This window comes from Paenibacillus sp. PL2-23, from assembly GCF_040834005.1.
Lineage (GTDB): Bacteria > Bacillota > Bacilli > Paenibacillales > Paenibacillaceae > Pristimantibacillus.
Genome location: NZ_CP162129.1, coordinates 1,469,240 through 1,491,113 on the forward strand (window position 1 = coordinate 1,469,240; position 21,874 = coordinate 1,491,113).

At 55.0% G+C, this 21,874-nt stretch carries 16 protein-coding genes; 9 read left to right on the forward strand and 7 right to left on the reverse strand.

The window, feature by feature from the left end; all coding sequences use genetic code 11:
* Positions 1-196 precede the first annotated feature (196 nt).
* The 4 genes from AB1S56_RS06195 (at position 197) to htpG (ending at position 6,684) form a co-directional block, all read left to right on the forward strand.
* Positions 197-2,416 carry an EAL domain-containing protein gene (locus AB1S56_RS06195; RefSeq protein WP_340873010.1) on the forward strand — a complete coding sequence of 740 codons (2,220 nt, stop codon included), beginning with the start codon at positions 197-199 and terminating at the stop codon, positions 2,414-2,416.
* Between the two features lie 27 nt (positions 2,417-2,443).
* Entirely contained in the window at positions 2,444-4,087 is a 1,644-nt protein-coding gene (locus AB1S56_RS06200; protein ID WP_340873011.1) for a thiamine pyrophosphate-binding protein, read from the forward strand.
* Between the two features lie 23 nt (positions 4,088-4,110).
* On the forward strand, positions 4,111-4,494 hold the full coding sequence (locus tag AB1S56_RS06205; protein ID WP_340873012.1) for a carboxymuconolactone decarboxylase family protein: 384 nt from the start codon (positions 4,111-4,113) through the stop codon (positions 4,492-4,494).
* 312 nt (positions 4,495-4,806) lie between these two features.
* A complete protein-coding gene (gene htpG / locus AB1S56_RS06210; RefSeq protein WP_340873013.1) occupies positions 4,807-6,684 on the forward strand; it encodes a molecular chaperone HtpG in 1,878 nt (625 codons plus the stop codon).
* 77 nt (positions 6,685-6,761) lie between these two features.
* On the opposite strand, the gene AB1S56_RS06215 is transcribed toward htpG, so the two are convergent.
* Positions 6,762-7,205, reverse strand: a complete 444-nt coding sequence (locus AB1S56_RS06215; RefSeq protein WP_340873014.1) for a CBS domain-containing protein — start codon at positions 7,203-7,205, stop codon at positions 6,762-6,764.
* Positions 7,206-7,402: 197 nt separating this feature from the next.
* On the opposite strand from AB1S56_RS06215, the gene AB1S56_RS06220 reads away from it, so the two are divergent.
* On the forward strand, positions 7,403-8,125 hold the full coding sequence (locus AB1S56_RS06220) for an HAD family hydrolase (RefSeq protein ID WP_340873016.1): 723 nt from the start codon (positions 7,403-7,405) through the stop codon (positions 8,123-8,125).
* Here AB1S56_RS06220 and AB1S56_RS06225 read toward each other — a convergent pair.
* The 3 genes from AB1S56_RS06225 to AB1S56_RS06235 all read right to left on the reverse strand — a co-directional run bounded on the left by AB1S56_RS06225 (position 8,115) and on the right by AB1S56_RS06235 (position 15,442).
* Positions 8,115-10,751 carry a LuxR C-terminal-related transcriptional regulator gene (locus AB1S56_RS06225; protein ID WP_340873017.1) on the reverse strand — a complete coding sequence of 879 codons (2,637 nt, stop codon included), beginning with the start codon at positions 10,749-10,751 and terminating at the stop codon, positions 8,115-8,117. The two genes, AB1S56_RS06220 and AB1S56_RS06225, sit on opposite strands and share 11 nt — an antisense overlap.
* Positions 10,752-10,778: 27 nt before the next feature.
* Complete coding sequence (gene gntK, locus AB1S56_RS06230) at positions 10,779-12,293, reverse strand: gluconokinase (protein ID WP_340873021.1); 1,515 nt, start codon at positions 12,291-12,293, stop codon at positions 10,779-10,781.
* Between the two features lie 89 nt (positions 12,294-12,382).
* Complete coding sequence (locus AB1S56_RS06235) at positions 12,383-15,442, reverse strand: DEAD/DEAH box helicase (protein WP_340873018.1); 3,060 nt, start codon at positions 15,440-15,442, stop codon at positions 12,383-12,385.
* Between the two features lie 123 nt (positions 15,443-15,565).
* Between AB1S56_RS06235 and AB1S56_RS06240 the strand changes: the two genes are divergently transcribed.
* Complete coding sequence (locus AB1S56_RS06240; RefSeq protein ID WP_340873019.1) at positions 15,566-16,093, forward strand: DinB family protein; 528 nt, start codon at positions 15,566-15,568, stop codon at positions 16,091-16,093.
* Between the two features lie 233 nt (positions 16,094-16,326).
* On the opposite strand, the gene AB1S56_RS06245 is transcribed toward AB1S56_RS06240, so the two are convergent.
* Positions 16,327-17,571 (reverse strand): IS110 family transposase, encoded by a 1,245-nt coding sequence (locus AB1S56_RS06245; RefSeq protein ID WP_340873803.1) that lies wholly within the window; start codon positions 17,569-17,571, stop codon positions 16,327-16,329.
* Between the two features lie 432 nt (positions 17,572-18,003).
* Here AB1S56_RS06245 and AB1S56_RS06250 point away from each other — a divergent pair, with 432 nt between their 5' ends.
* Complete coding sequence (locus tag AB1S56_RS06250; protein ID WP_340873284.1) at positions 18,004-19,035, forward strand: LLM class flavin-dependent oxidoreductase; 1,032 nt, start codon at positions 18,004-18,006, stop codon at positions 19,033-19,035.
* A 4-nt stretch (positions 19,036-19,039) separates the two neighbouring features.
* Here AB1S56_RS06250 and AB1S56_RS06255 read toward each other — a convergent pair whose 3' ends face one another.
* Together AB1S56_RS06255 and AB1S56_RS06260 are read right to left on the reverse strand one after the other, a co-directional pair.
* Positions 19,040-19,687, reverse strand: coding sequence for a M15 family metallopeptidase (locus AB1S56_RS06255; RefSeq protein WP_340873226.1), 648 nt, complete (start codon positions 19,685-19,687; stop codon positions 19,040-19,042).
* A gap of 36 nt (positions 19,688-19,723) precedes the next feature.
* On the reverse strand, positions 19,724-20,053 hold the full coding sequence (locus tag AB1S56_RS06260) for a thioredoxin family protein (protein ID WP_340873230.1): 330 nt from the start codon (positions 20,051-20,053) through the stop codon (positions 19,724-19,726).
* Positions 20,054-20,423: 370 nt separating this feature from the next.
* Between AB1S56_RS06260 and AB1S56_RS06265 the strand changes: the two genes are divergently transcribed.
* Both AB1S56_RS06265 and AB1S56_RS06270 read left to right on the forward strand, forming a co-directional pair.
* The gene (locus AB1S56_RS06265) at positions 20,424-21,236 is read left to right on the forward strand and encodes a TerC family protein (RefSeq protein WP_340873231.1); all 813 of its coding nucleotides are present in this window, start codon (positions 20,424-20,426) and stop codon (positions 21,234-21,236) included.
* A gap of 34 nt (positions 21,237-21,270) precedes the next feature.
* The gene (locus tag AB1S56_RS06270; RefSeq protein ID WP_340873233.1) at positions 21,271-21,861 is read left to right on the forward strand and encodes a thymidine kinase; all 591 of its coding nucleotides are present in this window, start codon (positions 21,271-21,273) and stop codon (positions 21,859-21,861) included.
* The last annotated feature ends 13 nt before the right edge of the window (positions 21,862-21,874 follow it).

Genomic DNA, 21,874 nt, shown 5'->3' on the forward strand with positions numbered 1-21,874 from the left:
TTTTACGTCTAATACCATCGAAAAATGGCATTTTTTTGTTGAAGGATATTCCGCGCTAGAGTAGACTAGATATAATACAAACTTTTCAGTTGTGCCGCTATGCCCAGGTCAGCTATGCGCCTTGCGAAGCAGCTTGTTTTGAACACAGTCAGAAGTTCCTACTCACAGAGATTGACAAGTAGAAATGAGGATCACGATGAATAACGAGGTCTGGATTGAGCAGTCGAAGGATAGATGCTCGCAACGAGGAATCAAGCCGGAGGACGTCCCGACGTTTACCCAGTTTTACAGTGAAGCCGAGCTCAGCGCGAAGCGTGAGGAATACGAGGAGATTTTGTCCGTTATTAATTTCTTCATTCATAAGATGCTGGAGCTCATGAAGGGACTGCCGCTTCTCATTCTCATTACGGACGAGAAGGGCTGTGTTCTGGAAATGGCGGGGGACGAGACGATCAAGAATATCATAAGCCAGTCGGGAATTGGCGTTGGCTTGATCTTCGACGAAGAGGAAGCGGGTACGAATAGTATTAATCTGGCGCTGGATCATCGAGAAGCATTCCAGCTGATTGGAAGGGATCATTACTTCCATTTTCTAGAGGGAAGCGCCTGTTATTCCGTTCCGTTCCAATATACGGATGTGAGCAATCTGCTGGGCACGATTACGATTATGACCTCTTATGATCAGCACAATCCATTTCTGCTGGCCATGCTTTCCACGGTTGTCGACTCTATTGAGAGAGAGCTGCTGCTGAAGAAACAAAATCGCAGGCTGCATATTCTGAATCAGGTTGTCATTGAGACGACCCGCAATGGGATCATTATTACGGACAAGGACGGCAACATCACGGAATACAACCGGTTCGCGGAGTACATCACGGATTTGAAACGGCAGGATGTGCTGCATAAGTCGATTGCGGAATTGAAGGTCAGTCAGTATATTGGCGAAGTGCTTCACAAGGGGATCGTCTACGAGGATATGGAGCTCAGCATCAAGCAAGGCAATCATGGCGAGAAGCTCGTATGCTTGTTCGACGCCTTCCCGATCCTGGACGAGAACAAGAGAATTATGGGCGCATTCGCGCAGTTCCGTGATATTACGGAGCGCTCCAAGGTCGAGAAGCGGATTAACCATCTCGCTTATCACGACGACTTGACGGGACTGCCGAACCGCCGCTACTTCGCGCGGCATCTGGATATGCTGCTGGACGGCTCAGCTGGCGATCAGCATCCGTTCGCCTTGCTGTTCCTTGACCTCGATAGCTTCAAGAAAATTAATGACAATCTGGGTCACAACAACGGTGACCTGCTGCTGAAGCTGGTAGCTGAACGTCTGCTGCTGTGCATTCAATCCTCCAAGCATATTATTTCGCGGATGGGCGGAGACGAGTTTACGATTTTGCTGAAGGAGCTGAGAAGCCAGACCGAAGCGATTGAGATTGCGGAAAACGTCATCAAGGCGTTCGAAACTCCGTTTGTGGTGGATGATTACGAATTCTACATTACAGCGAGCATAGGCATCGCGTATTATCCACAGGACGGCAGAGACGCGGAGACATTAATGAAGCATGCCGACATTGCGATGTATCAGGCGAAGGACACCGGTAAAAACAACTATTCGATCTTCCGGGCTGCGAAGAGCAGCATCGGCATTGAGCAGCTGACGCTGGAGAGCTCCATTCGCAAAGCGCTGCAGAACAACGAATTTCTGCTGCATTACCAGCCGCAGATTGACGTGGAGACAGGCAGAATTATCGGGACCGAGGCACTTATCCGCTGGAATCATCCAACTCTTGGACTTGTCTCGCCGGGCAAATTTATACCGATTGCGGAAGAAACGGGACTTATTGTCCCTATTGGCGAGTGGGTACTGAGAACCGCCTGCCAGCAGAATGTGGAATGGATTGCCAAGGGCATTCCGCCTATGAAGATTTCCGTGAATTTATCGACACGACAGTTTCTCAAACGTAATCTGGTCGAGACCGTACATAACATCGTGAAAGAGACGGGACTTGATCCAACTCTATTGGAGCTTGAAATTACGGAATCCATGACGATGGACGTTGATTTCGCTGTAGAGGTGCTGGGTGAATTCAAGAAGCTTGGCATACCGATCTGCATTGACGATTTCGGTACGGGCTACAGCAATCTGTATTACATGAAACTGTTCTCTATTGACCGGCTCAAGATCGATCAGTCCTTTATTCGGGATATTATGACCGATTCGATTGACGCCGATATTGTCTCTACCATTATCGCCATGGCATACAACTTAGGGATCGACGTTATCGCAGAAGGCGTGGAGACTGAGGAACAGCTCACTTACTTGAAGCGGCTGAAGTGCCGCGAGGTGCAGGGCTACTACTACTACAAGCCGCTGCCCGCAGAAGAGATTGAGCAGTTGTTACTAAGCCAATAGGCAATCCATTTTCCAAGGAGACAATGAATGAAGAAGAAGGTTTATTCCATAATCGTTGATCATTTCAAGAGCTGGGGAGTTTCTCATGTCTTCGGCATTCCGGGCAAATCGATCTCCCCCCTCATGCTGGAGCTTGATCATCAGGAAATTCAATATGTGCTCGGCCGTCATGAGACGGGCTGCGGCTTTGAAGCATCGGGTTTTGCGCTGGGATCCAAGGGAATCGGCGTTGCGATAGGCACCTCGGGCCCAGGCGGCACCAATCTGATTACCGCTGCAGGACAAGCCAGAGAGTTCCAGCTCCCTGTACTCTTTATTACCGGCCAGCCTTCCATGTCCGACACGGGGCGCGCCTTGAGCCAGGACTCCAGCCCGTTCTGCACCGATCTCGTGAAGATGTTCGAGCCGGTCACGTCGTTCAGCGCAAGGATTGAGAGGGGAGACCTGCTTCCGCTTTATTTGCGGCACGCAATTGAGAAAGCTTATTTGGGCGAGAAGGGTCCTGTTCATCTCTGTATCCCGTTCGACGTGCTCATGGAGGAAATCGAGGAATTCCATATTCCGCTGCCGACCTACGCTTCCCCGGTAATAGCTCGTGACGTCGACCGCGTGGTGGAGCTGCTGAATGGAGCAGAGCGTCCTGTCCTCTTCCTGGGCAAGGGCGCCATTATGGCGGAGGCGTTCGAAGAAATCCGCACCATTGCCGAGCATTGGCGTATTCCCATTGTTACGGCGCCAGGGGGCAAAAGCGCTGTCTCCACAAGCCATCCCTTGTATCTGGGCGGCTACGGACTGGGCGGCTCCAAGCATGCTATGGATTATATGGTATCAGGCATTGATCTGATGGTCGTTATTGGAAGCAAGCTGTGCGACATGTCATTGTCGGGCTACACAGTGAAGATGATGCCGAAGGATATGATTCAATTCGAATATGATATTACCTTCGCCGGCAAGTCGGTCGCGGTACCGACAGAGATCGTGCTTGGAGATTTGAAGGCCAATCTCCAGCAGGTTATTGGAGCCGCAGGCGCAAGCAGACGCGAGTCGGAATACGAGCTGCTCCCGCCAGCCGCCTTCCAGGCTGACAACAACCGGGACCGGATGCTGGCCGCTGGAGATGCGTTCCGCGCGCTTCGAGCTGCGCTGCCGGATGACACGATGCTGTTCAGCGATGCGGGCAGTCACTCCTTCTACGCGGTGCAGCATCTGGATATGCCGGAGCCAGGCACCTTCTTCTTCGACGAAGTGTTTATCGCGATGGGCGCCGCAATCGGTTATTCCATTGGCGCGAAGATTGCGTGTCCTGATCGTCCAGTTGTATGTATTACTGGCGATGGCTGCTTGCTTATGCATGGCACAGAAATTTCTACCGCAGTGAATCACGGAGCGCCTGTCATCTTCTTCGTTCTGAATAACGGTCGTCTGGATATGGTAGACAAAGGCATGTCCTACAATACGGGACGTTCGGTAGGAGCGGTCTACGAGCATCCTCTTGACGCCAGCGGGTTCGGGACATCCATGGGTGCGAAGGCCCATCGCTGCTGGACGACGGCGGATATTGTGAACGGCGTGAATGAAGCGCTTCAGTCTAAGGTTGCAACGGTCATTGAGGTTATGGTGGACCCGCAGGAAATTCCGCCAATTCTGACACGATTGCTGAGCATGGACTAATTTCATTGGGGGAGGGTATGTTGATGGATTCCAATGCGTACGCCAAGGGGATTGAGATGTTGGAGAGAATGGTCAGCCCTGAAATCGTGGAGCAGACGATTAACAAGGTAGCCAAGTTCAGTCCCGACTTCGCCCAATTAATTGTAGAGTTTCCATACGGCTCTATCTATTCGCGTCCCGGTCTGGATATGAAGCAACGAGCGCTAGTCGCAATTACCTCTCTCATTACACAAGGCGCGTTTGGTCAACTGGATTTCCACGTACATGCCGGACTTAACGCGGGGCTAACGCCGAATGAATTAATTGAGGCCGTCATGAACTGCGTGCCTTATACCGGCTTCCCGAAAGCAATCAGCGGGTTATTCGTTATTATGCAGGTGCTGGAGGCCCGCGGAGTAACCTCATAGTGCTTACAGGCATTATTTTGTTTTTGTATATCCAACCAGCCTTGCCGTTGCGCTATAGTCGCCGCTGCAAGGCTTTTTTTGGCACGTCTATTTGCTCCCAACCGCCCCTCTCAGCACATTGAGACGTTTGTGGCACGTTTATTTGCTTTCTCATGCGCCCAGCCGCGTCTTCCCGATGGGATAGGTTGACATGAAATTTGCAGGTATGGTATATAAAGAGAAGGGTTAGCACTCAGTTGAGTGGAGTGCTAACATCTTGGGCATTTTGAACAAAATTTTGATCAAATAAGAAGCAAAGGGGAGAGCCTGTCCATGGCTAAGAAGCAATTCCAAGCGGAATCGAAACGATTGCTGGAGATGATGATTAACTCCATCTATACCCAGAAGGAAATTTTTTTGAGAGAGCTGATCTCCAATGCGAGCGACGCCATCGACAAAATTTATTATAAAGCGCTGACGGATGATGGACTGGTCTTTAACAAAGAGGATTATTACATCAAGGTAACCGCGGACAAAGAGGGCCGGACACTGACGATTGCCGATACAGGCATCGGCATGACGGCAGAAGAGCTGGAGAACAATCTGGGCGTTATCGCGAAGAGCGGCTCGCTGGCCTTCAAGAAGGAGAATGAAGCCAAGGATGGCCACAACATTATTGGTCAATTCGGCGTAGGCTTCTATTCCGCGTTTATGGTTGCTGACGAATTGATTGTGACAAGCAAGGCGCTGGGAAGCGAAGAGGCCTATCGCTGGACCTCGACAGGAGCAGATGGCTACACGATTACACCTGCGGAGAAGGATAGCGTAGGAACGGAAATCGTGATGAAGATCAAGGAGAATACAGAGGACGAGCAGTATGATGAGTTCCTGGAGCCTTACCGTCTGAAGGCTATTATCAAAAAGTATTCCGACTTCATCCGTTATCCCATTAAGATGGATATGAAGAGCCAGAAGCCGGTGGAAGGCAGCGAGGAGCTGGAAGAGGTTGTTGAGGAGCAGACGCTGAACAGCATGGTGCCGATCTGGCGCCGCAACAAAAACGAGCTGACGGAAAACGATTATATCGCCTTCTACAGCGAGAAGCGTTATGGCTTCGACAAGCCGCTCAAGCATCAGCATATTAGCGCAGACGGTGCGGTTGTCTACAACGCCATTCTGTACATTCCGGAGAGCGCGCCTTTCGATTACTACACGAAGGAATACGCCAAGGGCCTGGAGCTGTATTCCAACGGCGTTCTGATAATGGAGAAATGCGCGGATCTCCTGCCGGACTACTACAGCTTTGTCAAAGGCATGGTGGATTCCGAGGATTTGTCGCTCAATATCTCCCGCGAGCTGCTGCAGCATGATCGTCAGCTGAAGCTGATCGCCAAGAACATTAAAAACAAAATTAAAGGCATGCTGCAGTCCATGCTTAAGGACGACCGTGACAACTACGAGAAGTTCTACAAGGTCTTCGGCCGTCAGCTGAAGTTCGGCGTGTACAACGATTACGGCATGAACAAAGGCGATCTGCAGGAGCTGCTGCTCTTCACTTCCTCCAAGGAGAAGAAGCTTGTCAGCTTGGACGAATACATTGCCCGGATGCCGGAGGATCAGAAGTATATTTATTATGCTTCTGGCGATTCCATCGACCGAATCGAGAAGCTTCCGCAAATCGAGCTGGTGCTGGATAAGGGTTATGAAATCTTGTATTTCACCGACGACATCGACGAGTTTGCGATCAAGATGATCATGAACTACAAGGAGAAGGAATTCAAATCGGTATCCAGCGGAGACCTCGGTATTGAACAGGATGCCGAAGAGAAAGAGGCAGAGTCGGAGGAGAACGACAACAAGGCTCTGTTCGAGGCGATGCAGGAGCTGCTTAGCGGCAAGGTGAAGGCGGTTAAGGCCTCCAAGCGACTGAAGAGCCATCCGGTATGTCTAAGCGCTGAAGGCGATCTCTCGATCGAGATGGAAAAAATATTGAAGGCCATGCCAGACAGCGGCGATATCAAGGCTGACAAGGTGCTCGAGATCAATGTGGGCCACGATGTGTTCCAATCCTTGAAGAGAACGTTCGAGGGCGACAAGGAGAAGTTCAATCTGTACACGCAGCTGCTTTATAATCAAGCGCTGCTGATCGAAGGGCTGACCATTCAGGACCCTGTTGAATTTACAAACGATATCTGTAAGGTTATGGTGTAGCCTCAGACCCCAATAGAAGCCCCGTCATCGCAGGAAGCGGTGACGGGACTCTCTGTTTCATGCTGCTCCGTTATACGTTATTGCAGGAGGGTAGGCTGCTCATGCTCGGAAATTTCGCTTAACGCTTGTCCGGCGTCCCTGCCAGTCGTTCTGCCGAGCGCAAGGTCGCCAAGCGAGATGACGCCAACCAGCTTCCCGTTGTCGACAACCGGCAGACGGCGAATTTGATTAGCGGCCATAATGTCGGCTGCTTCCTCGGCATCGGTTGTGGAGGATACCGTCACAATCGCTTCGCTCATAACTTCGCTTACCGCGCAGGAGCCCGGCTGCTTGCGGGCATAGCCGCGCACAACCAAATCCCGGTCGGTAATCGCGCCAATCAGCTTGGTTGCGTCATTCGTCTCCACAACGGGAACAAAACCGATGTCGTGCTCGGCCATCAATACGGCTGCCTCATACACATTGTCTTGCAAAGTGACTGTCTGGCAATGAGTGGACATTAAATCCTTGACCTGTTTCAATTCCGTCAGCATCCTTTCATTACGTAACTTGCAGGCGCTATTCCCAATTTCTAGGGACAGCCCAACTCGCTTAGGATGCTACTAGACTGCTACTGCTATTCGCTGACAGGAGGTACGATTGACCAAGGCGCTGTTTCTCGTTATTGTTAAGGAACGCAAGAAACAAGAAACGACAGAATGAAGGATGACGGTTAAAAATGGCGAATCAGGCTCGCAAGGCGATTTTTTTTGATGTGGATGATACGTTATACGATCATATGGCTCCGTTCCGCAAGGCGGTATGGAGCTGGATACCCCAGGGGGAGCGTGCGGCCTTCCCGTTCGAGCAGGCGTATCACCGCCTTCGCTATTATAGCGATATGCTGTCGCTGAAGCTGGGCGGAGCGGGTGTGATGGGAGACGAGCTGGCCAGCGGCATGCGGCGTGAGCGGTTCAAGCTGACGCTGGAGGAATTCGGCGTGGCAGTGAGCGCGGAGGAAGCGGAGGAGATACAAGCCGCCTATCTGGCCTGCCAATTCGATATAGACATGTTCCCTGGAGCAAGGGAGCTGCTGACCCAGTTGCAGGAGAATGGCTGTATAGTGGGCTTAATCACGAACGGAGCAGAGGAGCATCAGCGCCAAAAAATTGAAGCCATGGGGCTGCACAAGCTTCTGCCGGAGGACAGAATCTTTATATCAGGCGCGGCAGGATGGGACAAGCCGGACCCTAGGCTGTTCCGTCATGTGAACGAGCTGACAGGAACGCTTCCGGGCAGCTCGCTATATATCGGAGATTCGTGGCGCAACGACGTCATCGGCGCGCTGAGCGCCGAATGGTCGGTTATCTGGTTTAATCACCGCGGCGCGGCTCCCGAGTCGGAGCACGAGCCGCAGCATGTGGCGATATGCTATGACGAGCTGATGAGGCTCATCCTTTAAGGATATCGAGCTTCTGCGCGGCAAACAGCGCCTGAGTGCGGGAGGAGACGCCGAGCTTGCCGTACAGGTTGGACAGGTATACCTTGACCGTGCCCTCAGACAGCTGAAGCTCCCCTGCAATCTGCTTGTTGCTTGCACCTTGCTGCAGCATGCGCAGCAGCTCCAGCTCGACGCGCGTGAGCGGCTCGGCAAGCTCGGCGGCAGGGCTCCTGCGAGGCTTCTTCGGCGCGGGAAACGCTGTGATCAGCTTCTGCAAGTAAGCTGCGGATATGCTGCTGCCGTGTGCAGGACTAGCTGTAAGCAGCGTCTGTGCGAACCGCTCCAGCATGTCCTTCATCCTCGGTCCTTCATCTACGAACGTGCGGATATACCCATTGGCCTCCCCGATAGCCAGCGCTTCCCGAAGCAGAGGGAGCGCCTCCTCCAGATGGCCCAGCTGGAACAGCAGCAGCGCCTGCAGCATACCGTTCTCCGCGGAGCTGGACAGCAGTCCTTCGCGCTGCGATTGCGGACGAAGCAGCTCAAGCATGCGAAGGCCCTCGCGCTCCTTGCGCTGTCTGCCAAGAAGGCGGGCATAGCTCAAGTAGATAAACTCCTTGTTGAAGGTGGGCTTGTCCGAAGCGGCCAGCCCAAGTGCCGCTGCCTCCTGCTTGGCTGCGGGCAGCTTCTCTTGCTGCAGTCGCAGTCGAAGCAGAAAGGCGCGCAAGCCCTCCCTCCAGACGACCATCGGCTCCTGGTCGGCGATAGCCCTTGCCTCCTCCAGCGCTTGCTCAGCGAGCTGAGGCTTGCCGAAGGCGAGCTGCAGGCGTGCTTCCGTGAGCCGGTGGGGAATCAGCAAGCCAGGCAGTCCACGCTTGAACACAGCTCCCTCAATGCTCTGAAGCATTCTGCTACAGTCATCGAGACGATTCCACTCGTAATAGCCCTCAGCCAGAGACAGCTTGACGTACAGATTGCTTAACGCCTCCTCCCAGCCATGCGAATCCAGTACGCTGGTGAAGAGAAGAGCCATCTTCTCCGTCTCCTTGGACAACACGCCATTCATTCCCATGGCCGTTCTGCGCACAAGAGGTTCGCTAACATTGTAATTGAAGGTGTAGAAGGCGGAGTTCTCCGGCGCCAGCCGATGGAGAATACCTTCGGAGAAGGCAAACCAGCCCTCCACATTGCCCGATGCGAACATAAGATTGGAGCGCACGAATAGAATGCCGCTTTGCAGCTCATTGCAGCGGGCTTCAGGCTCGCCGCTTGCAACCAGACTGGCATGGGAGCGCTCCAGCCTCTGCAGCATCGCCTCAGCCCCCTCCAGCCCGCCGGTCAGCACCAGCACAAATGCATGAAACAGGCGAAGCTCCGGGGCGAGCTCGCAGCTCTCCGGCACGCTATGGAACCAGCGCAGCAGCGAGGAAAGCTCGCCGCTGCGCATAGACTCTGGAATCTGCAGCTGAAGCAGTCTCTCCAGCTGAGCATAGTCCTCGGCCAATACGGCATGCTCGATGGCATCCGTTATGAAGCCGCGCGCTGCCAACGCCTCACTGGCGCGGGCGTGCATGGACCTCCATCGCCTCAGGCTGCTCTTCCTGAGCCGATCCGAAATATATTCCGCGAACAGAGGATGATAACGAAACCAGCCGTTCTGAGTGTCGATGGCGGTTAGGAACAGGTTGGACCGATACAGCGACTCCAGCAGCGCGGAGCTGCCTTCTGTGCCTGTCACTGCGTCGCACAGCTCCGCATCCATTCGGACCAGCACCGATGTGTTCAGCAGCAGCTCTCTCAGCTCCTCGGGAAGCTGCTCCAGCACCTCATGATACAAATAGTCGGCGATGGCGCGATGATCTCCCTTGAAGCTGCCGATCAGCGCCTCGAATGAACTGCCTGAGCGAAGCGAAGCCGCCGCGAGCTGTAGGCCGGTGATCCAGCCCTCCGTCCGTTCTTGAAGACGAGCGAGCTGCTCCGCCGTAAGCGACAGAGAGGTTAAGCCCTTAACATATCGGGTCGTCTCCTCCTGCGAGAATGACAGCGCTGTAGAGCCTGGGTCGAGCGGATGGCTGCCCCCTGTTCGCTTTCTGGCGAAAAACGGGAGCGCCATTCGACTGGACAGAATCAGGTGCAGCCGCTCGGGCATATAATCAATGAAATAAGCGACATGCTCATGAATGCGCTCATTCGTAATATGGTGGTAATCATCCAGAATAAGAACCGTGTGCTCCTGGAGCGCCGTCAGCTCATTTAGCAGCGCGTCGAGGAAGGTTAGAATGGACAGCGTGGGCAGACTGCCCGACAGCTGCTCGACTCTAGCCTGCGCCTCGACCTTCAGAAGCTTGCCGACTGCGCCGGCAACATAACGCCAGAACCTGATCTCGTCATTGTCCATGGCATCCATCGCAAACCAGCCGCTAGGATGTCCGTTCTGATTGGCCCATTGGGCGAGCAGGATGGTTTTCCCGCAGCCGGCGGGGGCGCTGAGCGGCGTCACTCGGCTCCCAAGGGCGAGGTCAAGCGCTTCATATAGACGAGGGCGCTCAATAAGCCCTGCTGGCATAGTCGGGATCGTAATTTTGGCTTGCGAGATGATGGGAATGGTCAGCGACATCCACGCGCCCCCTTCAACTTTAATTGGCATTTGGGATTCCTCCCAGGACGGGCTCGCCTAGCTCCGCTGGAAGGCAGATATGGCTTCGTATTCCTTCTCCAGCAATTGAGGCAGTCTGACGAAGATAGGCAGCAGCCTGCGATACGCCTCCGTCGCTTCGAGATTGGGCTTATGGGAGTGGATGCCCCCGACCATGCTGCTTACGTCGCTAAGCGACTTCAATTCGCCTTGGCCGTACATTCCCAGCACAACAGCCCCCAGACAGGAGCTCTCGAAGCTCTCCGGAACAGTGACCTCCTGCCCGAACACGTCGGCTAGCATCTGACGCCATAGCTGGGACCTGGCGAAGCCGCCGGTGGCTTGAATGCTGGCCGGTTCACCGATCCCCTCCTGCAGCGCCAGCATGACGGTATACAGATTCATGATGACGCCTTCCAGCACGGCTCTAATCATATGCTCCTTCTTATGATGCATGCCAAGTCCAAAAAATGACCCCCGCGCGTCGGCGTTCCATAGCGGAGCGCGCTCGCCGGCCAGATACGGATGGAAGAGCAGGCCGTTCGAGCCCGGCGGTACAAGCGCTGCAATATCCGTCAGCACCTCATACGGATCCTTGCCCAGGCGCTTGGCTGTCTCTACCTCGGAGCTCGCAAGCTCGTCCCGCACCCAGCGGAAGATCATGCCGCCGTTGTTGACAGGTCCTCCAATGACGAATCGGTTCTCGGTCAGGACATAGCAGAAAGTCCGGCCTTGCGGATCCGTCACCGGCTTGTCCGTCACGGTGCGAATGGCTCCGCTGGTTCCGATTGTAACGGCTACCACTCCCGGTTCAATAGCGTTCACGCCCAGGTTGGACAAGACGCCGTCGTTGGCGCCGACGATGAACAAGGTATCCGGGAGCAGCCCAATCATGGAGGCGAACTCCGGCTTCATGCCACTGAGGCTGTAGGTTGTGCTGACAAGCGAAGACAATTGGCTCCGCGAGACGCCGGCAAGAGCAAGCGCCTCGTCGTCCCAGTCGAGCTTCTCCAGATTAAGCATGCCAGTGGCGGAGGCGATGGAGTGATCCACGATATATTGACCGAACAGCCGGTGGAATACGTATTCCTTGATGGAAATAAATTTGTGCTGGGGCTGGAACAGCTCAGGGCGCTCCGCCTGCAGCCAGAGGAGCTTGACGAGCGGCGACATGGGATGGATAGGCGTACCCGTTCTCCTATATATGTCGTGCCCATTGTGCTCCTCCTTGATCAAAGCGGCATAGGGAGCGCTCCGATTGTCGGCCCATGTGATGGAAGGGGTAATGGGCTGCCCATTGCCGTCCATGACAATCAGGCTGTGCATGGCCGCGCTGAACGACGCGAATGCGACCTCCTCGCCGGATACGCCTGCGGCTTCCAGACAGCCTCTCATCGCGATAAGGACGGATTGGAAGATCAGCTCGGGATCCTGCTCTGCGGAGTCAGGCACAGGTGTGAGCAGCGGATATTCAACGCCGTGCTTTCCCAAAGCCCGGCCTTGCAGATCGAATAGCACCGCTTTGGTGCTGGTGGTGCCGATGTCTACGCCCATGCGGTATGGTTTCAATGAATAGTCCTCCAGTTAGGGCAGGAGAGCAGCGATTTAAGGGCTCTCTCTGCCCTGTTAGTATTAGGGAAATGCTAGCTCTTCTCCAGCGATAGAAGCTCGCGAATATCCTGCTCGGTTAGGGCAGATACCGCATCGTTGTCGGATTCAATGACATCGTCGATCAGGTTTTTTTTGCGCTGCTGAAGCTCGTGCATCTTGTCTTCCACCGTACCCTCGGCTACTAGACGAATGATCTGAACGACGTTCTTCTGGCCGATTCGATGAGCGCGGTCTGCAGCCTGCTGCTCGACGGCGGGATTCCACCATAGATCGTACAGAATGACCGTATCTGCGCCTGTCAGGTTGAGACCAGTTCCGCCGGCCTTGAGCGACAGCAGGAACAAGTCGCGCTCGCCTTCGTTGAACCGGCTGCAAAGCTCGACTCTTTCGGAAGGGGGCGTGCCGCCGTCCAGGTAGAAGAAGGAGATGCCGCGATAGCCAAGCTCCCGCTTGATCAGCGCCAGCATCTCGGTGAACTGGGAGAAGATCAAGGCGCGCTTGCCGGAGCTCCGGCATTCCTCCACCAGCTCCAGCAGCTGCTCGAACTTGGCGGAGCGGCCGTCGTAGCCCTCTACGAACAGCGCCGGGTGGCAGCAGAGCTGGCGCAGCCGCGTAATGCCCGCCAGTATACGGATGCGCGACCGGCCAGAATCGTCGCTGTCCAGATGCTTCAAGGAGTCCTGCCGCAGCTTCGCCAGATAGGCGGCATACAGCTTCTTCTGCTCCGGCAGCAGCTCAGAGGCATGAATGGTCTCGATCTTCTCCGGCAGCTCCTGAAGCACGTCCTGCTTCAGCCTGCGAAGGATGAACGGCCGGCAGCGCCTCGCTATAGCTTCCCGCGTCATGTCTCCGAATTCCTTTTTGCCTGGCAGAAGCTCCGGGAATACGGCGCGGAGAATGGACCACAGCTCCTCCAGCCTGTTCTCGATCGGAGTGCCCGTCAAAGCGAATTTGAACGCCGCGCGAAGCTGTCTGACCGCCCCGGCGGTCTGGGTGCTGTCGTTCTTGAACGCCTGCGCTTCATCCAGAATCAGCGTATGGAAGGTGCGTTCCGCATAATGCTGGCGGTCTCTGCGCAGAAGCGGGTAGGAGGTGATGAACACATCGGGCGGGTCGCCGCCATCGGCAACCGCGTACAGCCGCTCTTGCCTGCTGCCGTCAGCGACAATTGTCCGCAGCTCCGGCGCGAATCTCGCCAGCTCGTTGCGCCAGTTGTACATCAGCGAAGCGGGGGCTACAATAAGCGCGGGCTGACGTGTTTCCCGGATCGCCTCCTTCACCGATACCAAGTAGGCGATGCTTTGGATTGTTTTGCCCAATCCCATCTCATCCGCGAGGATGCCGCCAAACCTGTAGCTTGCCAGCGTCTTCATCCATTGGTAGCCGAATGCCTGATAATCCCGCAGCTTGTCCGTCAGCGAGTCCGGCACAGGGAAATCCAGCCGGTCGGGATGCTTCAGGTTGTCCAGCAGCTCCCGCAGCGCTCTCCCGAGCTTGATTGTACTGCCCTCCAGGGGCTCGTCCGCCAGGGCGAAGGCCCGATGGATCGGGACCGGCACAGAGAAGCTGTCGTCGAACAGAAGCGGCTGATGAAGCCCCACTCCGTTCATAACCCGCAGCAGCGCCTGAAAGCCTTCCGTATGCAAGGGAAGCAGCGCTCCGCTTGCCAGCTTGTAATAACGCTGCTTCTCCTGCACGGCGCGGACGATCGCTTTGATCTCCCCCTCCGAGATGCCGTCCATCCGGAAGCGGAAGTGGAGCCAGTCAGTACGCTCCTCCCAAGCGATATGCAGCTTCATCGGCGGAGCGTCGGATACCACGCGCAGCTTGACAGCGGATGTGGCGTAGATGGTCAGATGCTGCTCCAGAAGGGGCACGACATCATGGAGAAAATAAAACTCAGCGTCGTCCCCCTCCAGGATGTAGCCGCCTTCCGTTCGTCCGAACCGCTCGTCCTCCATTAGCGCGAGAATGTGAGCTTCCTTCTCCAGCTCGCGCATGAGTATCCGGTCGACGCCTCGCGGCTTGTCCGAGGGCTCCAGCGGATTAATGACGATGTCGCCATATTGGAATTCGAGGCCAGCCAGAAGCCTGCCGCGCACGCGGTCCAAATAGATTCGGGCCTGGAGCGGCTTATATAGGATTTGGTTCGATATCGCTTCGGATATGTCGACCCGGCCCAGCTTCGCGAGCCCTGGAATGGCGCGCTCCATAAGTAATTCAATCTGCTCCGGCGCGACAACGATCCGCTCGGCATCCTCTGAGTCGCGTGTGGCGGCGGTCAGAAGCGATTTCACCCCTCCCAGCCTCTTCATGGCCTCTGAGCCGACTCGATAGAATCGGCCGTCCAGGAACACGAGACCGTAGCCGTCCAGCACGAAGAGACGGGCCACTCCGTCAGCAGTCAGCACATAGCCGCTGCCGCTGGAGTCGCGGTCCAGGGCGAAGCGAAGCGGAAGCCGCTCGCCGGCTTCCGCGAGCCGGACACCTGAGTAGACGGCGGATGGCTTCGCGTGCTTGCGATATATCCCGTCGTACGCTTCAAGCTTGACCTCCTGAGCGGCGGATAAGGCATCTAGCAGCTCCTCCGCGAGGTAAGGCAGGATAAGCATGATTTTGTCGCTGGGCGAGGCCGAAGCAGAAGGATAGCTGCTGCTGAACAATACGTTTTTCGTCCGCTCCTCCTCCTGTGCCAGCCGAATCAGAAGCTGCAGCACGCGCTCATCCTCCTGCGAGAAGGTATGCCGCTTCGGATCATAACGGAATGTCTTCGTCAACGTATGTTCTGTGCCTTGCTCCATTGCGTCCAGCAAGCTGGAAATATGGGAGACGATATACAGGCGATCCGGGCCCAGCCTTAGCTCTATGCCGAAGCGATGCCGTTCGTTCCCGTCCGGGAGCAGCTGAATGGCGAATTCAACGGATAACCTCTCTCGTTCGTCCCTTAACAGGCGGGCTCCCGGTCCCGGTCTGCCCACTGCCGGCTGCTGGTCCCGGAAGAGCGAGAGCAGCCCGTCGGCGACTATTCGATCGGAATCGCTGCTGAGATAAACCTTGCCGGGTCTTTTGCTTGCCATAAATGGATCATTCATCTGAAGCACCTCACTTGCTGATCCACTTTCTGTGAGTATAAATGGAAAAGGTTTGGAATCTTAAAATGGCGGTATGATATATAGTCCGTCTTTTATTATAAAGCATTTTGGGCGGGAAAGGGGATGACGTTGATGCAGAACAGAGAGCTGAAGCAAAAGGACGGGTCCCAGCTATTGAGGCCATCTGAGGAAAAGGGGGCTTTCCCCCCATCCATAGAGGCGTTTGGCAGGCTGCGGGAGGAGACGATTGACTTCGCTGAAAGTGTGCCCGCATCCCAGCTGGATCGTATCATGGAGGGCAGCCAAACGAGTATTCGCTGGCATCTGGGTCATCTGCTGGCAGCGTGGGATCATGGCATATTCCCGAAGCTGGGAGGGAGCTGGCTGCTTCCGACCCCCTATCATACCCTTTTCCCCGAGGGTACAAGCCCCAGCTCCTGGAGCGAGGAGCCGCCGTCTCAGAAGGAGCTTGTTACGCGGCTGAGGGAGCAGATGGAGGACATCATGGACGAGCTCTCCTCTCATCTGGATTATCCGCTGGCAGAGCCGTTCAAGGAGATGTCCTCCATGTCGGAAGTACTGGATTATTTGCTCGACAAGGAGCGGCAGGAGTTGAAGACGATGAAGGAGCTGGCGGACGCGATCGTTTGACTTCACAAACTGTATGAAATATGATTACAGTACTACTGTATGAAAAGTGATTACAGTATGAAAAGTCCAGCGGTATGATGTCAAGTCCCTGAATCGGTCGAATTGGTAATTTTCTTGGCTGTAACAGCTGGGAGTGCCGAAATATGGACGCATCAAACTAGACCCAGTTGAAAATCGAGTGTAATTCCAAAATTTAACTGGGAATTAAGCTAAGGACTTTGGCAAAGGAGGCGTTAATCCTTCGCAGGCGTCACCTTCCTTCGTGGCGTATAGAGTTGGCCGTTGCGTAGCAGCACATCGACCAGACGCACAAGTTTTCTTGCCGTTAAGACGAGGGCGCGTTTATGTTGGTGCTTAGGAACTTCTTTAAATTTCTTTCGGTAGTATTCACCAAATTCTTCATCGCGGTTTTTCACCGAGTTGGCAGCTTCAACCAGGTAATAGCGAAGGAATCGGTTGCCGGATTTAATGCGTTTCGTATCTTCTGCCTCGAATGCGCCAGATTGTTGTCTGCGCCATGTAAGTCCGGCATACTTGGCAACAGCGGCTTGATCACTGAAGCGTTCGATGTCGCCGAGCTCAGCTAGGATACCGGCAGCGTAGACGCGATCAATGCCGGGAACGGAACGCAGGCAAAGGGCTCCTGGAATGGTCTCTAGAATCTTCTCGATCGCCTTGTCCAAATCTTTCAGTTGAGCCTGGATGCTTCGAATGGCTTGGATCGATGTGCCGAGTACAAGGTCAATGGAGTCCTCAACCACCTTGGAGAGGCGGTAGGAAGCTCTGGCGGCCTTTTGTATGCAGGCAGCAACGTTCTCGGGATCTGGGAAGCGATTGCGCCCTTTGTCCCGTAAGTAGTCAGCCAGATCGCCAACCTCCTTCGTCGCGATGTCGTCTAGGCTATACTTCTCGGACAGCATCTCAAGGATGGCATGGCCGAATACAGAGCTCTCGACTTCGGTCGTAAAGGCGTTGCACTTGTAGAACAGGCTCTGTAAGAAGTATTGCTTCTCGCGCGTCAGGTTGTGGATCAAGTGAAATCGCATGCGCGTCAGGCGCTGGAGCGCGACATACTGCTCCTGCATGACGACGGTGGTCGTCAGTCGCCCGAAGCGAAGGCGATCGGCGATGACCCAAGCATCTAGCCTGTCGGTCTTGTCCAGATCGGGATAAGCATCTCGGAACTTGCTGACCAGCTTTGGATTAATCGTGAAGACCTTGGCGCCCCGCTCTCGGAGTGAAGCGTCCTGATGCAAGTACATGGCGGGATGCCAGCTGTACACCGAAGTAGACTCGAGACCAATATGGATCTCTGCGATTGCATGCTTGTCCGCCAGAGCAACGATGCGGTCTCTGAGGTACGAAGCGCCTTCGAGATTATTCTTGACGGTGAGTGTCTCTAACTTATCACCGTCCACATTCATGAAACACGTTTCCAGCTCTTTCGAGCTGACGTCAATACCGACAAAAAGCTTCATTTGGAATTCCTCCTTTCGATGAGGGATAACGGGAATAGACTCTCCGGGATGCCTCCGGCGCACGCGCAGATCAATCACCCTCGCCTATAAGAACACACTTCGGTCCATGAGCTGCCTTGGTTTGCTAATGCCAAGCATGGGGTGCCAAAGGGAACGGCCAGCGGGTCAGAAGCTCAGACGCGTACCGGAGAAACAGACTTAAAAATGTAGACACGCTACAGGAGGCAAAAGAATTTCCCCGATGGATCCCTATGATCCATTGTCCAGAGGCATGCCGGAAAGTCCAGTCCCTTATTCAAATTTCAAGGTGCGAATTTACTGGAAATTGAGAAGTTCGCCTCCAGCTCCCTCGGGAGCTGGAAAATGGCTCAAAACTAAGTTCTAAAAATACTATACGAGGGAGGCGAGAGCATGCCGCAGGAAGAGCAGCAAATGACACAAGGGGAGAAAGCAGAGCATCGCGAGAAGGCAGGTCCTTCATTCCGCGTACCGTTGTCTGTGCTTGACGTGTCCCCCATTATTCAGGGCGGGACGGTTGCGGAATCGCTTAGGAATACATTGGATTTGGCCCAGCATGCCGAGGGGCTTCAATATACCCGATATTGGCTGGCGGAGCATCATAATTCACCCAGCATTGCCAGCTCCGCCACGTCAGTCGTCATCGGCCATGTCGCGGGCGGAACATCGACGATTCGTGTAGGAGCGGGAGGGATCATGCTGCCGAATCATGCGCCGCTGGTCATCGCAGAGCAATTCGGAACGCTTGATGCGCTGTATCCCGGCCGCATCGATCTGGGACTTGGCCGCGCGCCGGGCACGGATCAGCTCACAGCGGCAGCGCTTCGCGGGGCAAGGGGGACGAACGGGGGCAATTTCCCTGAGCAGCTGGAGCAGCTCCGAGCATACATGGACCCCTCCAGGGCCGAAGCGGCTATGGCGGTCAGAGCCATTCCCGGCGAAGGGGCGCAGGTGCCGATCTGGCTGCTGGGCTCCAGCGATTTCAGCGCGATGCTAGCGGCGCAGCTTGGCTTGCCGTTTGCGTTCGCCGGCCATTTCTCGCCCACCTATACCGTGCCTGCCATGAAGCTGTACCGGAACAACTTCCAGCCCGGCGTGCTGGATGAGCCTTACGGGATGGTAGCGGTTAATGTCGTGGCAGCGGATACGGACCAGGAAGCGGCTTATCTCGCCACTTCCATGCAGCAGCTGTTCCTCAGCTTCATCCGGAATCGTCCCGGCCCGCTGCCGCCGCCAGTACGCGATATGGAGGCCCTATGGTCGGAGCAGGAGAAATATGCGCTGCAGCAGCAGCTGGGCTCCTCTATTGCAGGAGGACCCGCCACAGTGCGAGAGAAGCTGTCCGCCTTCGCGGAAGCGACCGGCGCTGATGAAATTATGATAGCCGCCCATATCTACGATCATGGGGCTAGAAAACGCTCGTACGAAATTATTGCGGGCTTGTAGGGGATTATTCCATCCCATCCTGGGGCTCAGCCGGGGGGCGATGCCCTCTCTTAAGCTCGCTAATGGAATAGCCGAAGTCCATCTGCAGATGGGGATAGTCCTTGAAGCCCTGCCAGTTGCCGCCCCAGGTGAAGCCTAGCCGTTTGGCGATCGCGACAACCTCCATCCAGTCGGAGGCGCCATTGCGGTTGCCGTCATATTCCAGATCCCAGATCGCTTTGCCCTTCGGCGTCAGCAGGGCGAAATCGATAGCAAGCCCGTAATTATGATAGGAGGCGCCGCCTCTTACGTGAGTAACGACGGGCCCCGCCGTTGTTCTTCCCTGGGCGTACAACGCTTCCTGCTCCTCATGGCTGCGGAAGCCGTCAGTCACAAGGACGGAGATGCCAAGCGATTCCGCCGCCATTACCAGCTCCTTGGACTTCGCCTCCACTATGGGATGTAGGGCAACGATAGGCGGTGCTTCCTTTACGATGAAGGGAAGCGTCCGCGCGATAGAGTCGGAGCGGTATGTCAGAATAGCTCCGGCGAGCATAAGCAGGAACAAGACGAGCAGCCAGCCCCGAAGGCGCCGCCTTCTGACGGGGTAGCGCGGCTGCGTGGGAATAGGAGAAGCAGGCGCTGCCTGCAGATTCCTTTCAATCGGCGTCATGCGTAATCTCCTTGCATAGATGGAATTCTCGTTCGGCTATCTCTTCGTTGCTCCAGCATCCTTCAGCAGGCCGAACAAATAGTCAACGGAGCGCATGGCGTATTCCTTCCGGAGCAGTACGCCATTTCTCAGAATGACCAGGCAGGGAACGCTGGCAATTTGCCATTGCTCTCGAAGGCGAGGAGCGAAGTTGATGTTAATCTTGGCCAGCGGATAATCAACGCCGGCGGCCTCCGCGACCTCCAGCATGCGCTCGGCTACCTTGCAGGTGCCGCACATGGGCGTAGAGAAGAGGACGGCGGCTCTGCCAACGCGGGCCTCGCTGATCTGAAGCAATTCGGGTTCCTGTAGCTCGTGCAGCGGCAAAGTTTTCACTCTCCTTACAAAAAAATCGGCATTGCCTTATCGATTTCCATCATAGCATATATTAAAAGACTGATTGGCTGGGAGTGCCGAAAAAAAAGTGGAACCATCACAATTGGTGCTGCGTATCACCAAGGGTACAACACAAAACCCGATATGCGAATATTCTCCAAAGGGGAGTAGCTGGCACAATAAGGCCGTCATGACGAGAACAAGCTTCTCCGGTCTTATTGGCAACGTGACAACGTTGTTTGCGAGACCTTTGTCTGGTGTTACATACATCAGACAGAGGTCTTTTTTGCGTGGCGATGTGTGAGTGCACTGGCCGAAGCGGAGCTTTGGGCGGATGAAATCGGATGAGGGGGAATGGAACATGGAAATCGGATTGTTGCTGGAATATGGCTGGGTGCTGCTCGTGCTGGTAGCGCTGGAGGGGCTGCTGGCGGCAGATAATGCGCTTGTGCTGGCTATTATGGTGAAGCATCTGCCGGAGGAGGAGCGGAAAAAAGCGCTGTTCTATGGACTTGCGGGAGCATTCGTATTCCGGTTCGCGTCGCTGTTCATTATTTCGTTCCTGGTGGATGTGTGGCAGGTGCAGGCGATTGGCGCCTTGTATTTGCTGTTTATTGCGCTTAACCATATATTCCGCAAGGCTGTTGTCAAGAAGAGCGAGGAAGCCGCGCGCCAAAGGACGGGCAAGGAGCCGAAGAAAAGCGGCTTTTGGATGACGGTGCTGAAGGTGGAAATCGCGGACATCGCGTTTGCGATCGACTCCATACTGGCGGCTGTCGCGCTGGCGGTGGCGCTGCCTCAGACGAGTCTGCCGAATATCGGCGGTATGGACGGGGGACATTTTGCCGTCATCTTCATGGGCGGGTTTATCGGGCTGCTCATTATGCGCTTTGCGGCTACGCTGTTCGTGAAGCTGCTGGAAAGCAGGCCTGGACTTGAAATTGCAGCCTTCTGCATCGTGGGCTGGGTTGGCGTGAAGCTGGCGGTTCATACGCTGGCGCATCCATCGCTTCATGTCATCCCACATGATTTCGCAGAATCGGCCGGCTGGAAGCTGACCTTCTACGCCGTGCTTGTCGGTATTGCGCTGGCAGGCTGGCTCCTGTCCGGCAAGAAGTCTGGTGCGGCGCATGGCTATGAGGGTAAAGACAAGAAACAGGCGGAAGGGGTATAATAATTCCACTTCAATGTTGTGGAGGAGATACCTGTTGGCACAGCTTTATTACAAATACGGAACGATGAACAGCGGCAAATCATTCGAAATTATTAAGGTGGCGCATAATTACGAGGAGCAGGGCAAGGCGGTGCTGATCTATTCCCCGGCCGTCAGCGCCAGAGGCAGCGTGGATCGGGTCGGCTCCCGCGTCGGGTTCGAGCGGGAGGCGATTCCGGTAGGCGAATCGACGAATTTATTCGACAGCGTGACGGAGCAGGTTGCCGCTTCGGGACGTATCTACTGCGTCTTGATTGACGAAGCGCAGTTCCTGAAGCGTCAACATATTCTGGAGCTGACTCGCGTCGTAGATGAGCTGAACATTCCGGTCATGGCGTTCGGATTAAAAAATGATTTCCAGAATCAGCTGTTCGAGGGCAGCTACAATCTGCTTGTACATGCGGACAAGATTGAGGAAATCAAGACGATCTGCTGGTACTGTGACCGCAAAGCGACGATGGTCATCCGCTTCCGCGACGGTCTGCCAGTCAATTCAGGCCAGCAGATTCAGATTGGGGGCAACGAGGATTATAAGCCGGTCTGCCGCAGATGCTATAATCGGGCATTTCAGGAATCGGCGGTTTAACTTCTATTTTCGA